Annotated in this window: 17 protein-coding genes; 16 read left to right on the top strand and 1 reads right to left on the bottom strand. The window is 39.4% G+C overall.

Annotated elements, in window-relative coordinates; all coding sequences use genetic code 11:
• The first annotated feature begins 66 nt into the window (after positions 1-66).
• Positions 67-738 carry a deoxyribose-phosphate aldolase gene (deoC, locus tag L8T27_RS13590; RefSeq protein WP_233314702.1) on the top strand — a complete coding sequence of 224 codons (672 nt, stop codon included), beginning with the start codon at positions 67-69 and terminating at the stop codon, positions 736-738.
• Between the two features lie 45 nt (positions 739-783).
• On the opposite strand, the gene L8T27_RS13585 is transcribed toward deoC, so the two are convergent.
• Entirely contained in the window at positions 784-1,704 is a 921-nt protein-coding gene (locus L8T27_RS13585; protein ID WP_233313109.1) for a Na/Pi symporter, read from the bottom strand.
• A gap of 284 nt (positions 1,705-1,988) precedes the next feature.
• Between L8T27_RS13585 and rpsU the strand changes: the two genes are divergently transcribed.
• The 15 genes from rpsU to glyQ all read left to right on the top strand — a co-directional run bounded on the left by rpsU (position 1,989) and on the right by glyQ (position 15,099).
• Positions 1,989-2,162, top strand: a complete 174-nt coding sequence (rpsU, locus tag L8T27_RS13580; protein WP_003152957.1) for a 30S ribosomal protein S21 — start codon at positions 1,989-1,991, stop codon at positions 2,160-2,162.
• Between the two features lie 15 nt (positions 2,163-2,177).
• Entirely contained in the window at positions 2,178-2,621 is a 444-nt protein-coding gene (locus L8T27_RS13575; RefSeq protein ID WP_233313110.1) for a GatB/YqeY domain-containing protein, read from the top strand.
• A gap of 158 nt (positions 2,622-2,779) precedes the next feature.
• On the top strand, positions 2,780-4,120 hold the full coding sequence (locus L8T27_RS13570) for an NfeD family protein (RefSeq protein ID WP_237941722.1): 1,341 nt from the start codon (positions 2,780-2,782) through the stop codon (positions 4,118-4,120).
• Positions 4,120-5,121 (top strand): flotillin-like protein FloA, encoded by a 1,002-nt coding sequence (gene floA / locus L8T27_RS13565; RefSeq protein WP_233313112.1) that lies wholly within the window; start codon positions 4,120-4,122, stop codon positions 5,119-5,121. Before L8T27_RS13570 ends, floA begins: the two co-directional genes overlap by 1 nt.
• A 25-nt stretch (positions 5,122-5,146) precedes the next feature.
• The gene (locus L8T27_RS13560) at positions 5,147-5,593 is read left to right on the top strand and encodes a hypothetical protein (protein WP_233313113.1); all 447 of its coding nucleotides are present in this window, start codon (positions 5,147-5,149) and stop codon (positions 5,591-5,593) included.
• A 94-nt stretch (positions 5,594-5,687) separates the two neighbouring features.
• Positions 5,688-5,972: a sporulation protein YqfC gene (gene yqfC, locus L8T27_RS13555; protein ID WP_233313114.1), complete on the top strand. Its 285-nt coding sequence runs from the start codon at positions 5,688-5,690 to the stop codon at positions 5,970-5,972.
• Between the two features lie 14 nt (positions 5,973-5,986).
• Positions 5,987-7,180, top strand: a complete 1,194-nt coding sequence (yqfD, locus tag L8T27_RS13550; RefSeq protein ID WP_237941721.1) for a sporulation protein YqfD — start codon at positions 5,987-5,989, stop codon at positions 7,178-7,180.
• The gene (locus L8T27_RS13545) at positions 7,177-8,142 is read left to right on the top strand and encodes a PhoH family protein (protein WP_233313116.1); all 966 of its coding nucleotides are present in this window, start codon (positions 7,177-7,179) and stop codon (positions 8,140-8,142) included. Before yqfD ends, L8T27_RS13545 begins: the two co-directional genes overlap by 4 nt.
• Before the next feature lie 290 nt (positions 8,143-8,432).
• Entirely contained in the window at positions 8,433-10,586 is a 2,154-nt protein-coding gene (locus L8T27_RS13540) for an HD family phosphohydrolase (RefSeq protein ID WP_237941720.1), read from the top strand.
• A gap of 14 nt (positions 10,587-10,600) precedes the next feature.
• Complete coding sequence (ybeY, locus tag L8T27_RS13535; RefSeq protein ID WP_237941719.1) at positions 10,601-11,071, top strand: rRNA maturation RNase YbeY; 471 nt, start codon at positions 10,601-10,603, stop codon at positions 11,069-11,071.
• Positions 11,049-11,450, top strand: coding sequence for a diacylglycerol kinase family protein (locus L8T27_RS13530; RefSeq protein ID WP_237941718.1), 402 nt, complete (start codon positions 11,049-11,051; stop codon positions 11,448-11,450). The genes ybeY and L8T27_RS13530 overlap by 23 nt, the downstream gene beginning before the upstream one ends.
• A gap of 411 nt (positions 11,451-11,861) precedes the next feature.
• Entirely contained in the window at positions 11,862-12,782 is a 921-nt protein-coding gene (gene era, locus L8T27_RS13525) for a GTPase Era (protein WP_237941717.1), read from the top strand.
• A 131-nt stretch (positions 12,783-12,913) separates the two neighbouring features.
• Positions 12,914-13,057: a YqzL family protein gene (locus tag L8T27_RS13520; protein WP_233313121.1), complete on the top strand. Its 144-nt coding sequence runs from the start codon at positions 12,914-12,916 to the stop codon at positions 13,055-13,057.
• Positions 13,058-13,088: 31 nt separating this feature from the next.
• Positions 13,089-13,847: a DNA repair protein RecO gene (recO, locus tag L8T27_RS13515; RefSeq protein ID WP_233314703.1), complete on the top strand. Its 759-nt coding sequence runs from the start codon at positions 13,089-13,091 to the stop codon at positions 13,845-13,847.
• A 373-nt stretch (positions 13,848-14,220) separates the two neighbouring features.
• Positions 14,221-15,099 (top strand): glycine--tRNA ligase subunit alpha, encoded by an 879-nt coding sequence (glyQ, locus tag L8T27_RS13510; protein WP_233313122.1) that lies wholly within the window; start codon positions 14,221-14,223, stop codon positions 15,097-15,099.
• Positions 15,100-15,103: the final 4 nt, after the last annotated feature.

Below are 15,103 nucleotides of genomic sequence, written 5' to 3'. Positions count from 1 at the left end.
AGCATCTGAAGCGATGCTTTTCTAATGACAAAAATCATACATACCATGTAAAAGGAGCCATTAATGATGAGCAGCCAAATTGCAAAAATGATCGATCACACTTTATTGAAAGCAGACGCAACAAAAGAACAGGTTAAAACATTATGTGAGGAAGCAAAACAATACAGCTTTGCTTCAGTATGCGTAAACCCAACTTGGGTTCAATATGCTAGTGAGCTATTGGCAGGCACGGAAGTAAAAGTGTGCACTGTTATCGGTTTCCCATTAGGCGCAACTACTTCTGCAACAAAAGCGTTTGAAACAACGAATGCTATTGAAAATGGAGCAACGGAAGTTGATATGGTTATTAATATTGGTGCACTTAAAGACAAGAACTATGACCTTGTGAAAGAAGACATTAAAGCAGTAGTGGATGCAGCAAAAGGCAAAGCACTTACAAAGGTAATTATTGAAACTAGTCTGCTGACTGATGAAGAGAAAGAAAAAGCATGTGTTTTAGCAGTCGAAGCAGGAACTGACTTTGTGAAAACATCTACTGGATTTTCAACAGGTGGAGCAACGGTTGAAGATATTGCTCTTATGAGAAAAACAGTTGGACCAGATATCGGTGTTAAGGCTTCCGGTGGTGTAAGAAGCAGTGAAGATACGGAGAAAATGATTGCTGCTGGAGCTACTCGCATTGGCGCAAGTTCTGGTGTTGCGATTGTTAACGGACTAACAAGCAACAGCGACTACTAAGAAGAAGGATGGTACCCATTAGGGTCCATCCTTTTTTTATTGCGTCTAAACCTTATGCAGCTTCATAATCCATTTCCCGAACTGTTCAGCAAACGGCAGGACAAGGATAGAGGACAGCACATTGAATAAAAGGCTTGCATGTGCAAGCTGAACGTCCTTAGCACTCGTCATATATTCCACAGCATCTGTTAATTGGCCAATGAACGGGTAGAACAGAAGCACCCCGCCGACATTAAGCCAAATATGAGCATATGCACAAAGCTTTGCCTGCTTTTCGGCACCGATAGATGCAAGATAGGAGGTTATACAGGTGCCGATATTAGAGCCAAGCATAATTGCAATTCCGGCTTCAATACTCAGCATATCAGCAGTCAAAAAGCCCATGATAATTCCGATTGTTGCGGTGCTTGACTGAATTAATGCTGTCAGGAGAATTCCGACAGCTAAAGCCAAAATAATCCGGTCAGATAAATGAGCGAGGAAGGTCTGCATAAAAGGGTTGTCTTGAATGATGGACGCAAAATGTTTAAATCCTTTCATTGCCGTAAAGACAATCGCTATCCCGAATAATACAAACCCGATACTTCTTAGTTTATGTTTGTTGACTAGTATGAAAACAGCTCCGATTATTGCTAATGGAAGCAAAAAGTCACTAATATCATAGGTGATAAATTCCGTCGTAAAGGTCGTGCCGATATTTGTTCCGAGAATGATGCCGATTGACTGAGGAAAGGTCAATACCCGTGCAGCAATTAATCCGATTGTCAGCACCATAACAGCAGAGCTGCTTTGCAGGACAGCAGTGATGATTATTGCAGCAACCATGCCCTTCCAAGGCTTATTGGTAAGCTTCTCTAATAAGGCTTTAAGTGAATGGGAAGAGAGGTTGAAAAGGCCTGTCCGCAGCAACGTCATTCCATAAATAAATAACAATATCATGATGATAAATAGTCCAATATAAAGCATGAATGTTCACTCCTTCAAAAAAATATATGAAAGAAAGGAAATGGACATGCTAAAAATGCAAAATGATAGAAATATACAAGATTTAAAGTTCTATTTTGTGGTAATATATAAGTGTGAGGATGGACAATGAGGGATACTTGTTTAGAAATCACAAAAAAAATGAAAACAATTTTCGGTACAAGGCTAAATACAGTTGACCTTGCTTCCTTGATATATTATAATGTCAAGGTACATGGAATCCATGTTGATGTTAGTGTGTTGTGTTTCGGAGGGAGGGAAAGAGAATGTCTAAAACCGTCGTTCGTAAAAACGAATCGCTTGAAGATGCTCTTCGTCGCTTCAAACGTTCAGTATCAAAAACTGGTACTTTGCAGGAAGCTAGAAAGCGCGAATTCTATGAAAAGCCTAGTGTTAAACGTAAGAAGAAATCAGAAGCAGCAAGAAAACGTAAGTTCTAAGAGAGGGTGTATTAATTGAGTCTTCTCGAACGCTTAAACAATGATATGAAGCAAGCGATGAAAAACAAAGATAAAGATAAACTCACTAATATCAGAATGCTGAAAGCTGCCATTCAAAATGAAAGCATTAAGATTGGCGGAGATCTTTCTGAAGAGGATGAGTTAACTGTCCTTTCTCGCGAAGTGAAACAACGCAAGGACTCCCTCCATGAGTTTGAAAAAGCAGGTCGCCAAGATCTTGTTGACAAAGTACGTGCGGAGTTAAAGCATGTTGAAATATATATGCCTGAACAGCTTTCAGAAGAGGAGTTAACAGAAATCGTTACTTCTGTAATTGCAGAAACTGGAGCTTCTTCAAAGAAAGATATGGGAAAAGTGATGGCTGCTTTAATGCCAAAGGTTAAAGGTAAAGCAGATGGTTCACTAGTAAATAAACTTGTACAACAACACCTTTCATAAATGAAATTGTTTTAAAGGCTGCAGTCTCAGACTGCAGCCTTTTTACATTGTGTTGGAAAGTTATGAAGAAGTCTATAATAATAATAAATGTATGAAACTTTTTTAAAAGTTAATCGTATATTTACTATAGCCACGATGTTCAGGAAAGGAGGAGGAACTTGAATAGGAAAAAAATATTGATTTTGCCTTTTCTTTTTAGTTTATTATTATCCTTTTTTCCTGTAGTCAGTTTTGCTAACGACCAATCATTAGTCTATATCATTCCAATAAAGAATACAGTGGAAAAAGGCCTGAGTGAGTTTATCGACAGGGGGATCAAAACGGCAGAAGAAAAAAAGGCAGACGTTATTATCTTTGACATGGATACACCTGGGGGAGCAGTTGATGCAGCTGCTGCGATCGGAAAGACGATTTCTGAAACAAAGATAAAGACAGTCACATATATCAATCAGGATGCTATCTCTGCAGGCTCTTATATTGCCTTAAATACAGATATGATTTATATGGATGAGGGCGGAAGATTCGGGGCAGCTGGTATCATAGATGGACAAGGAAACACTGCCGGCGAAAAAGCGCAATCATACTGGCTGTCTGCGATGAGAGGAGCCGCTGAAAAAGGGGGCAAAGACCCTCGTTATGCGATGGCTATGGCTGATAAATCGATTGCCATACCAGAGCTCGGTGATGATGAGAATGAGTTTCTTACATTGACAGCTGCAGAAAGTCTTCACGTTGATTATTCAAATGGAACAGTCTCTAATTTGGATGAACTGCTTGGTGAGCTGGGCATGGAAAATGCAAAAGTCGAAAGAATGGATGAAAGCTTTGCCGACAAAGTGGCACGCTTTGTGACAAATCCGCTCATTATTCCGATTTTGTTATCAATTGGCAGTCTTGGTTTGATATTTGAGTTGTTTTCTCCAGGTTTTGGTGTTCCTGGCTTTGTGGGAATCTCTTCCCTGCTTTTGTTCTTCTATGGCCACCTTGTTTCAGGGCTTGCAGGATATGAAACAATCATTCTGTTTGCTGTAGGGATACTTCTTGTTCTGCTGGAGTTCTTTATAGTCGGCGGAATAGCTGGAACATTGGGCATTGTTGCAATTATAGGCAGTATCTTTCTTGCCGGAGGGAATGCTTATCATATTGCCATTAGCATTTGTATTGCGATAGCTGTATCGATTATCGCCACTATTCTTTTAGTAAAGGTGTTTGGTAGAAAAATGAAATTCTTCAAAAAAATTGTGCTGAGAGACTCTACGAGTACGGAAGAAGGATATGTTTCCAATAAAACAAGAAATGATCTTGTTGGCAAGACAGGTATAACAATGACTGCGCTTCGTCCTTCAGGAACGGTTGTTATTGGAGACGAACGAATTGATGTGGTCAGTGAAGGTAACTTTATTGGAAAAGATGTAAAAGTTAAAATTGTAAAAGCAGAAGGATCAAGAATTGTCGTTAGAGAATTCACCGATATTGATCTGCACAAGGAGGAAAATTAATGGAAGCATTAAGCGCAACGACAATCTTTTGGGTTGCAGTAGTAGTGATTGGAATTATCTTGCTTGGAATCCTGTTGACATTCGTCCCAGTTATGCTGTGGATTTCAGCATTAGCAGCAGGTGTAAGAATCAGCATATTTACATTGATTGGGATGAGGTTGAGAAGGGTAATTCCTAGCCGTGTTGTTAATCCGTTAATCAAGGCGCATAAAGCTGGAATTAATGTAACAATCAATCAATTGGAAAGCCATTACTTGGCTGGTGGTAATGTCGACAGAGTTGTCAATGCATTGATAGCTGCACACAGGGCAAATATTGAGCTTTCGTTTGAACGCTGTGCTGCAATCGATTTGGCTGGCCGTGACGTTCTCGAAGCGGTACAGATGAGTGTTAACCCGAAAGTTATTGAAACGCCATTTATTGCCGGTGTAGCAATGGATGGAATTGAAGTAAAAGCAAAAGCTAGAATTACTGTTCGCGCAAATATTGAGCGCCTTGTAGGGGGAGCTGGAGAAGAAACAGTTGTAGCTCGTGTCGGTGAAGGAATTGTCTCAACAATCGGTTCATCGAATAATCATAAGAAGGTCCTCGAAAACCCAGACATGATCTCACAGACTGTATTGTCAAAAGGTCTAGATGCTGGAACAGCGTTTGAAATCTTATCGATTGATATTGCGGATGTGGATATAGGCAAAAACATCGGAGCTGAATTACAGACAGAACAGGCAGAAGCTGATAAGAAGATAGCACAAGCGAAAGCGGAAGAACGCCGAGCAATGGCTGTTGCACAAGAACAAGAGATGAAAGCCAAAGTTCAGGAAATGCGCGCGAAGGTTGTCGAGGCAGAAGCAGAAGTTCCAATGGCGATGTCTGACGCTCTTCGTTCTGGAAATATGGGTGTTATGGATTATATGAACTTGCAGAACATTACCGCAGATACGGAAATGAGAGGTTCAATCGGCAAAGTAAATAATGAAAATAAAGATGAAGATAAAAAGTAAGGCACGCTGAAGGGAGTAGTCTCTCTTGGAATATATTTCAATTATTATCGTGATAGTAGGCTTCCTGTTCTCCTTATTCCAAAAAGAGAAAGAAAAACAGGAGGATAATGGCAAAAAGGCGAAGAAGAAAACCGCGCCTGTTAATATGCCTGATATTAAGAAGCAAGTAATGAAAAGAGTGGAGCAGGCATTGGAAGCACCTGTGAGAAAAGAAACAGTGCCAGTGCCGAATGAATTGGATGCCATTAAAAAAGAAAGAGATGCCCTCAAAAAGAAGCTGAAGCTGATGGAAAGAAATATCGCACGAAGCCAGCACGAGCACAAACAGCAGGAGATTCTGCCAATAGAATCAAAAGACCTGCTTAACGGTTCAAATCTTGCTGAGGCGGTCATTCTTTCGGAAATTATTGGGCCTCCAAGGGCTAAACGGCCCCATCCTGCAACCCGCAAGAAGCAAATGATTAAACAGTAAAAATATTTAGCAGCAATGCTGAATTTTCCTAAAAAATAGGTGCTAGAACCTTCCTTTTTCTCATACACATGAGATGAAAGGGGGTTCTTTTTTTATGGCTAAAAAATGGGGAAATACGGTACGGAATTGGATGATTAAAAACCTAGAGCTTCCTCAAGATGTCATGATGGACTTACCCAGGATCACAATGATTGGCCAAATCCATATTTATATTGAGAACCACCGTGGTTTGCTGACTTTTTCAGACAAAGAGCTAAGGCTGCTCTTAAAACAGGGACAGCTTTTAATAAAGGGCAAAGGCTTTGTCATAAAGACGATCTTGCCAGAGGAAATACTGCTGGAAGGAAAAATAGATCAGGTGATGTACATAAACGAATAACATGGGAGGAAGCTATGAAAAATCATTGGATAGAATTTTTTACTGGGATTGTAACAGTTAAAGCAACAGGGAAAGGGCTGGAGCGTTTTTTAAATAATCTGCTGAGAAAGAAGATTGCTGTCTGGAGTGTTAAAAAACACGGCCCTCACTCTATCACGTTTCAAATGGGCTTAAAAAGCATCCATAAGTTCCGAGAGGTTGTAAGAGGGAGTGGCATCAAAATAGAGTTTCAGCGTGGCGCTGGAGCTCCCTTTCTTTATAAAAGAATACTGAAAAACAGCGGCTTTGCGATTGGTGTCTTTTTATTCTTAGGACTAGTTCTCACCCTTTCCAATATGGTATGGGGCATTGAGATTAAGGGAGCTAATCCTGCAACTGAATATCAAATCCGCAAGCAACTGGATAAAATGGATATTAAAATTGGGGAATTTCAATTTTTCGCAAAAGAATTGGACGAGATACAAGCTGAACTGACCAATAATATTGACGCAATCACCTGGATTGGCGTGGAGTTAAAAGGGACAACTTACCACTTTCAAGTAGTGGAAAAGAATGAGCCTGATAAAGTAGAAGAGGAAAAACCGCAAAATCTTATCGCAGCTAAAAAAGCAACGATTGTAGATTACTTCATTGAAGAAGGAGACCAAGTTTTCAGCGTTCATGATGTGGTAAAAAAAGGTCAATTATTAGTAACCGGAACATATGGGAAAGATAAAGATACAAAAACCGTCTCAGCCAGAGGGGAGATATGGGGAGAAACCTGGTACAGCTCCACTGTGACAATTCCTTTAGAAAGTACCTTCCAAGTTTTTAATGGCAATGAAAAGCAAAAGCATTACCTTAAAGTAGGCGGTTTTGAAATTCCTGTTTGGGGTTTTGGGAAGGTAGAGTACAAGGAATATGAAAAAGAGGACAACGAAAAAAATCTTAAGTTCTTGAAATGGGAACTGCCAATAAAGGTTACAAATAAGACATACAGGGAAAAGGAAGAAGTGACGAGAAGCTATACGGAAAAAGAAGCCATTAAAGCAGGCAAGGAAAAAGCCCGTAAGGATGTGCAAAAGGAAATTGGCGAAGACGGAAAAATTAAGAAAGAAAAAATTTTGCGACAATCGGTAAAGAATGGTAAAGTAATACTGAATATAGATTTCACAACAATTGAAAATATTGCAGAAGTACAACCTATAACTCAAGGAGACTTGGAATGACAGAAGATTTAAAGACAATGAATGTAAAATTAAATGGCCCAGAAGAGGCAGTAGCCTTGCTTGGAACAGGGGATCGCAATCTGGAAATCCTCGAAAAGGAATTAGATTGCCAAATTGTTACAAGAGGCGAAACTTTGCATGTTTCCTCTACAAACCCAGACAGCATTGAATTGGTTGGAGACATTGTTGAAAAACTTTTGCAGGTAATACGGAAAGGTATTTCCGTTAGCCAGCGCGATGTCAGTTATGCAATTGAAATGGCCAGAAAAGGAACCTTGGAGTATTTTGGAGCACTTTATGATGAAGAAATTGCGAAAACAATTAAGGGAAAATCTATCAGGGTTAAAACAATTGGACAAAGTGAATATATCCGTTCCATTAAAAAAAATGACTTAGTTTTCGGGATCGGACCAGCTGGTACGGGTAAAACGTATTTAGCTGTTGTAATGGCGGTCAGCGCCCTTAAAAGCGGCAAGGTGAACCGAATCATCCTGACAAGGCCTGCTGTTGAAGCGGGGGAAAGTCTTGGTTTTTTGCCAGGTGACTTGAAGGAAAAAGTCGACCCGTATCTCCGCCCTTTATATGATGCTTTGCATGATGTACTTGGAATGGAGCATACTCAGCGTTTGATTGAGAGAAATACAATTGAAATTGCTCCGCTCGCATATATGAGGGGACGAACATTGGATGATGCGTTTGTTATTTTGGACGAGGCCCAAAATACGACACAAGCACAAATGAAGATGTTTCTAACGAGACTTGGATTCGGCTCAAAAATGGTTATTACTGGTGACCGTACTCAAATTGATTTGCCGAAGGGTGTTAAGTCCGGTTTAGTGGCAGCAGAGCATATATTAAATAATGTTTCAGGGATAACCTTCAGTTATATGTCTGAAACAGATGTAGTAAGACATCCCCTTGTTGGGAAAATAATAAGAGCATACGATGCACAAGAGAGCTAATGTAAGTGTAAAAGGCAAACCATCTTAATCAGATAAGCATGGTTTGCCTTTTTCTTTGCGCCTATAGTTTGTTTCGTCTAAGTAGGGGTCAGACTAGGGATATTAGTCATTTTTTGCTAAAAAAACTGGATTTTTACGCTTAAACCCTGCTAGTAAAGCGATATATCGAGAAAAAAGATGAAAACATGGCGAAAAACTGATATTATTTTACATAAATATCAGGTTTAATAAGTATTTTTAAGTTTTTACATATAATCATGAGGTATCTGTCAGTTAGTTAGGAGGTTACAATGGGATTTCTTCAAAAAATCATACATAATAAGAACCGTTTTCTAAACAAAACAGCAATTCGGATCTTGCTATTTGTGCTTATTGGAGCGGTATTGTTTTTCTCGATGTACAGCAATGTTAAACCGGAAAAGTTAAATGTAGATGTGTTTACTGTCGCCAACGAGACGATTCGCTCTCCCTTAACGGTGGAAGATACGGAAAGCACGGAAAAGAAAAAAGAAGATAATAAAAACCAAGTGCAAGATGTATACGTTGTAAATAAAGAAATTGCCCAAAACCGTGTTGATTTAATTACCTCTATTTTCGATTCTGTGACAGAGGTGAACAATGAGGCAGAAAAGGCAGCAGATAGTGGAGAAACAGACAGTAAAGCTACTAATACAAGCAGTATTACTCCTGATAAGAAACTTTCTTTGCTAAAGGAAAAGCTGACTGCAAATGTAACAAATGAGATTATGGACAGCACGCTTAAGGAGCTGCTTGCTTCATCTGAGGAAGAACTCGAAATTGCAGAGGATATTACAGTCACCGCGATTAACTCTGTTATGAGCAGCAAAATACCGGCAGATGATGTGGAAAATGCTAAAAAGCGAGTGGAAGACGAGCTGAGGAACAGCAGCGGCATTAACAGCGATATAAAAAGTGCTGTTATTGACTTAGGAAGATTTGCGATTATCCAAAATGAATTCTATGATCCGACAGGTACGGAGGAGCTGAGACAGCAAGCAGTAGACAGTGTAGAGCCTGTTAAAATACTGCAAGGGCAAATTCTTGTAGAAGAAGGACAGCTTATTAGCAGGGAGGTTTACCGTCAGCTTGGTTTAGTCGGCTTGCTGGATACAGAACACACGAGTAAGCCGTTTTTAGGGCTTGGCTTAATCGTCCTGTCTATTGTTTGTTTATTTTACTTTTATATAGCCGGCATTGACCGAAGAAACAAGGGGACTAAAGGCTATGATTTAATGTTCTCAATTATTTTCATCATTTCCATTCTCATTATGAAAGCAATCAGCCTGTTTCAGCAGGAGGACATTATTGAAATCGGCTATTTCTTCCCAGCAGCAATGGCTGTTATGCTGATAAAAATTTTAATTGAAGAGAAATTAGCAATCTTTGTAACCATTGCCCTAGCAGTATGCGGGATGATTATGTTCAATGAAGGAACGGCAGGAGCATTCCATGTCGGTATTGGAATATATATATTAGCAGGGGGAATTGCAGGCATCCAGTTTTTGAAAAAGCATAATCAGCGTTCCAATATTTTGCAGGCAGGCTTGCTAGTTGCACTGATTAATATCATTACAATCCTTGGCATGCTCTATATGCAAAATGGTCAGCTTGAAGCAACAGAATATGGATTTTATCTATTAAGTGCCATTCTATCAGGAATTATATCGGCTGTTTTGACAATAGGGATACTGCCGTTTTTTGAAACTGGCTTTAACATCCTGTCAACGATGAAGCTGATTGAGCTTTCAAACCCTAATCATCCGTTATTGCGAAAGATTTTGACTGAAGCTCCGGGAACGTATCACCACAGTGTAATGGTTGCTAATTTGGCGGAGGCAGCATGTGAAGCAATCGGTGCAAATGGTTTGTTAGCAAGAGTTGGCTGTTATTATCATGACATAGGCAAAACAAAAAGACCGCAGTTTTTTATTGAAAACCAGATGAATATGGGGAACCCCCATGACCGTCTTCCGCCTGCTGCCAGCAAAAATATTATTATTGCTCATGCAACGGATGGAGCGCAGCTTTTAAAAAGCTCAAAAATGCCGAAAGAGATTATTGATATTGCCGAACAGCATCATGGCACGTCCCTGCTAAAGTTCTTTTATTATAAGGCAAAAGAAAAAAATCCTGATGCTGCAGAAGACGACTTCCGCTACCCGGGACCAAAAGCGCAATCAAGGGAGGCAGCAATCATAGGAATTGCTGATAGTGTGGAAGCGGCTGTACGAAGTCTAAGCTCCCCTACACCAGATCAAATTGAAAGCCTGATTAAAAATATTATTGCAGACCGCCTTCAAGACGGGCAGCTCGATGATTGTGATCTTACCTTAAAGGAATTAGAACAGGTTCGCAACACACTCTGTGAAACATTAAAAGGGATATTTCATTCAAGAATAGAATATCCCGACATGAAGAAGTAAAGGATGAATTGAATATGAATTTAGAAATAGATTTTATTGATGAAACTACAAAGGTGGCAGCAGCAGACCAAGAATTAGTAGAGAAATTGTTGATGTTTGCGGCGCAAAAACAAAACTTGTCGGGAAATATTGAGCTTTCGGTTACATTTGTCGATAATGACCGCATCCAGGAAATCAATAAAGAATACCGCAATAAAGACCAGGCGACAGATGTTATTTCCTTTGCAATGGAAGAGCTTGGAGAAGGGGAAATAGAGCTTGTAGGAGTGGATATGCCACGGGTGCTCGGCGATATTATCATATCTGTCGACAGGACAAAGGAGCAAGCAGAGGAATATGGTCATACTTATTCACGCGAGCTAGGTTTTCTAGCTGTTCACGGTTTTCTCCACCTGTTAGGATATGATCATCTTACAAAAGAGGAAGAAGAAGTAATGTTTACTCTTCAAAAGGAAATTTTAGATGAATTTGGACTCCAAAGATAAAAGGATTCAGAAGAACAGTCAGCTATCTTCCTTTCGCCTTGCGTTCATTGGCATTATATCGGCTGTGAAGAAAGAAAGAAATTTACGGATACATTTATGTTTTACAGCGCTTGTCATATTGTTGGGATTTGTTTTTCATATTTCTGTACAAAACTGGATGTTCCTTTCTATTGCAATCGGGCTGGTCATCTGTATGGAATTGATGAACACTGCCCTTGAGCGTGTTGTAGATCTTGTAACAGAGAAATATCATCCATTGGCAAAACAAGCAAAGGATATTGCAGCAGGTGCAGTATTGTTTGCAGCCATCATTGCCCTTATAATCGGAATGTTCGTTTTTGTACCGGAAATAATGCAACTCATGAGCATTGGGATTTAAAACTCCCTTGCTCTTTTTTTGTTTGTTGAATAGAATTACCTAGCAGGCTTGCTGGCTAATAAGCTTTCATCAGCAGAGAAGATAGTATATAATTTTAATAGGGCTATAAAAGGATATACATATGTGTGCAAATACAGAAATTACATCTGCTTATTTGAAAACGTTCTTTTCTTTTTATAAAATAGGGAACAGCCAAAGTCTTTTGGAGTAAAAAAAACAAAAAGAGGCGAATATATGAAGCAGATGCGCTAACTACTTCCTTGTAGTACTAAACATAGTTGAATAAGCGCATGGGCGGTTGTCTTTCGGCCTTAGAGCATCACCGGCAATCAAACAGGAATCAGCAGACATTCAAAAAAATTTACAGCGGCGAAAATGCTGCTTAAAGAGCAATTTTATCGGAGGCATTAAATGGACTTAAATAATAACAGCAACAAGGAACATAAATCAGGATTTATCTCTATTATCGGACGGCCAAACGTCGGAAAATCAACCTTTTTGAACCGTGTAATCGGCCAGAAAATCGCTATTATGAGCGATAAGCCGCAAACAACTAGAAATAAAGTGCAAGGTGTGCTGACGACAGATGACTCTCAGCTGATCTTTATTGATACACCAGGAATTCATAAGCCGAAACATAGACTTGGCGATTTTATGATGAAGGTTGCACAAAACACCTTAAAAGAAGTAGATCTTATCTTGTTTATGGTTAATGCAGAGGAAGGATTCGGAAAAGGGGAAGAATTCATTCTGGAGAAATTTGAGAATATCAAAACGCCTATTTTCTTAGTGGTCAATAAGATTGATACCATTCACCCAGATAAACTGCTGACGGTGATTGACTCATACAAGGAAAAATACCCGTTTAAAGAAATAATTCCTATTTCTGCTTTAGAAGGTAACAATGTGGAAACATTGCTAACCCAAATTAAAAAATATATGCCAGAAGGTCCACAGTTCTATCCGGCAGATCAAGTAACAGACCATCCAGAACGTTTCATCGTTTCAGAATTAATCAGGGAAAAGGCTCTGCACTTAACGAGAGAGGAAATCCCTCATTCTTTAGCGGTAGTTATTGAAAAAATGGAAAGAAAACAAAATGATGTTGTGCATGTAATGGCGACAATTGTTGTTGAAAGGGATTCACAAAAAGGAATCATTATCGGCAAGCAAGGCGGCATGCTGAAGGAAATTGGAAAAAGAGCAAGAACAGATATCGAAAATCTGCTTGGAAATAAAGTGTTCCTCGAGCTTTGGGTTAAAGTGCAAAAGGACTGGAGAAACAAGATGTCCCAATTAAGAGACTTTGGCTTTAGAGAAGACGAGTATTAATTTAAAGCGTAAATAGAATATACAGAAATAAAATTAGCAAAATTTTCGTCTCATGTTTTTATAAAGACAGGCTATGATAAGGTTAAGGCAATAATTAAGCTAGATTAAATCAAAAAAGGTGGGGGTTTATCATGTTAGACTTTACCTGGAAGGTTTTTTCGCAAACAGGTAGCATAGATACGTATCTACTTTTTAAGGAGTTAGAAAAGGCTAACCATGAGATACCGAATGCACAAGAAGAGGAACTAGCCGATATTGATTTTCCTATCTCATAGTCCTGTCCCATAGATAGGGATGGTGAGGGTGATGCTTGAAAAATGTGAAGGCATCGTCATTAGAACGACAGATTATGGAGAGACAAATAAGATTACAACATTATATACCCGTGAATGGGGCAAGGTTGGTGTAATGGCAAGAGGTGCAAAGAAGACGAACAGCAGGCTCTCTGCTGTTACCCAGCCTTTTACATATGCTTACTACTTGGTGCAGCGTTCAAGTGGTCTCGGGCTTGTGCAGCAAGGGGAAATGATTACGAGTTTTCGTGCCATTAAAGAAGATATCATGCTGACAGCTTATGCAAGTTATGTTGTTGAGCTGACAGACCGCTGTACAGAAGATAAGAAGCCTAATCCATTTCATTTTGAGTTATTGCAGCAAACATTAAATTATATGAATGAAGGCTATGATGCCCAGATTTTGTCTAATATTTATGAAATGAAGATGCTGAACGTACTAGGACTATATCCAGTTCTTGATAAATGCACAAATTGTGGTGCAACAGACGGTCAGTTTGCCTTTTCCATAAGAGAGGGCGGCCTATTATGTCATCGCTGTCTCGAACATGATCCATATCACTACAAAATGTCCCAGGCTGCTGTAAAGCTGCTGCGAGTCTTTTATTATTTTGACTTAGCAAGGCTTGGTAATATTTCAGTCAAAGACGCAACGAAAGAAGAGCTTAATACGATTATTTCAGCCTATTATGATGAATACTCAGGTTTGTATTTAAAATCAAAAAAATTTCTGCAGTCGATTAAAAGCTTTGGCAGTGACTTCACGAAGTGAGTAGTATATAGGATTTAAATGAAGATGAAGGTTGACAATTGAAATTTTTTTAGATAATATTTTTTGTAAATAAACAGTTGCGTTGAAAAGAAAGTAGTACTTAAACTCCTCTTGATCCAGCGAGCCTAGGATAGTGAAAGCTAGGTGCAAGAGCTTTAAGGAAGGCGTTCATGGAGCGACATTTACATGAAGGTGGCTGCACAAGTCTGCAGCAAATAGGGTGGAACCGCGGGTAAACTCTCGTCCCTATGTCAATAATTGGCATAGGGGCGGGAGTTTTTTTGTTGTCTTTAGGCAAAAAAATGATTACATAAATTCTTTTGACTTCTATCAATTGACAAGAAAAATAAATTTTTTGGAGGCTGAAGCTGACATGAATATTCAAAACATGATTTTAACATTGCAAAAGCATTGGTCAGATTATGGTTGTATTTTAATGCAGGCATATGATGTAGAAAAAGGGGCTGGAACAATGAGCCCTTACACTTTCTTAAGAGCAATCGGTCCTGAGCCTTGGAATGTGGCTTATGTAGAACCGTCCAGAAGACCGGCAGATGGACGTTATGGGGAAAACCCGAACCGTCTGTATCAGCATCATCAATTCCAGGTGATTATGAAGCCATCACCTGATAATATTCAAGAACTTTACTTGGATTCGCTTAAAGCACTTGGCATCAATCCTTTAGAGCATGATATCCGCTTCGTTGAGGATAACTGGGAGAACCCGTCATTAGGCTGTGCTGGTTTAGGCTGGGAAGTATGGCTTGACGGCATGGAGATTACTCAGTTCACTTACTTCCAGCAAGTTGGCGGTTTAGAGTGTAAGCCAGTTTCTGTTGAAATAACATACGGTATTGAAAGATTGGCTTCTTATATCCAAGATAAAGAAAATGTGTTTGATTTAGAGTGGACAGACGGCTTTACTATCAGAGATATTTTCTATCAGCCTGAATTTGAGCACAGCAAATACACTTTTGAAACTTCAGATGTAGATATGCTGTTTAACCTGTTTAGTGTCTACGAGAAAGAAGCACATCGCCAAATGGATGAAGGCTTAGTTCATCCAGCATACGATTATGTTTTAAAATGTTCCCACGTATTTAACTTGCTTGATGCTAGAGGTGCGATTTCTGTAACAGAGCGTACCGGCTATATTGGAAGATGCCGAACTTTAGCACGTAAAGTGGCCAAAACATTCTATGAAGAGCGTGAGAAATTAGGATTCCCTATTTTAAAAGGCAAGGAGGTTTGATTAG

The organism is Niallia sp. Man26, from assembly GCF_022049065.2.
Lineage (GTDB): Bacteria > Bacillota > Bacilli > Bacillales > Cytobacillaceae > Niallia.
The sequence above is the reverse complement of the archived record's forward strand: the minus strand, read 5'-3'. Positions and strand labels throughout refer to the sequence as shown.

What these genes read in the sequence shown, in the direction of transcription:
- L8T27_RS13545 (WP_233313116.1), top strand. Translation starts at nt 7,177, where the DNA reads ATGACAGAAGATTTAAAGACAATGAATGTAAAATTAAATGGCCCAGAA.
- L8T27_RS13585 (WP_233313109.1), bottom strand. Translation starts at nt 1,704, where the DNA reads ATGCTTTATATTGGACTATTTATCATCATGATATTGTTATTTATTTAT.
- L8T27_RS13520 (WP_233313121.1), top strand. Translation starts at nt 12,914, where the DNA reads ATGTTAGACTTTACCTGGAAGGTTTTTTCGCAAACAGGTAGCATAGAT.
- rpsU (WP_003152957.1), top strand. Translation starts at nt 1,989, where the DNA reads ATGTCTAAAACCGTCGTTCGTAAAAACGAATCGCTTGAAGATGCTCTT.
- era (WP_237941717.1), top strand. Translation starts at nt 11,862, where the DNA reads ATGGACTTAAATAATAACAGCAACAAGGAACATAAATCAGGATTTATC.
- L8T27_RS13540 (WP_237941720.1), top strand. Translation starts at nt 8,433, where the DNA reads ATGGGATTTCTTCAAAAAATCATACATAATAAGAACCGTTTTCTAAAC.
- floA (WP_233313112.1), top strand. Translation starts at nt 4,120, where the DNA reads ATGGAAGCATTAAGCGCAACGACAATCTTTTGGGTTGCAGTAGTAGTG.
- L8T27_RS13530 (WP_237941718.1), top strand. Translation starts at nt 11,049, where the DNA reads ATGAATTTGGACTCCAAAGATAAAAGGATTCAGAAGAACAGTCAGCTA.
- yqfD (WP_237941721.1), top strand. Translation starts at nt 5,987, where the DNA reads ATGAAAAATCATTGGATAGAATTTTTTACTGGGATTGTAACAGTTAAA.
- recO (WP_233314703.1), top strand. Translation starts at nt 13,089, where the DNA reads ATGCTTGAAAAATGTGAAGGCATCGTCATTAGAACGACAGATTATGGA.
- glyQ (WP_233313122.1), top strand. Translation starts at nt 14,221, where the DNA reads ATGAATATTCAAAACATGATTTTAACATTGCAAAAGCATTGGTCAGAT.
- deoC (WP_233314702.1), top strand. Translation starts at nt 67, where the DNA reads ATGAGCAGCCAAATTGCAAAAATGATCGATCACACTTTATTGAAAGCA.
- ybeY (WP_237941719.1), top strand. Translation starts at nt 10,601, where the DNA reads ATGAATTTAGAAATAGATTTTATTGATGAAACTACAAAGGTGGCAGCA.
- yqfC (WP_233313114.1), top strand. Translation starts at nt 5,688, where the DNA reads ATGGCTAAAAAATGGGGAAATACGGTACGGAATTGGATGATTAAAAAC.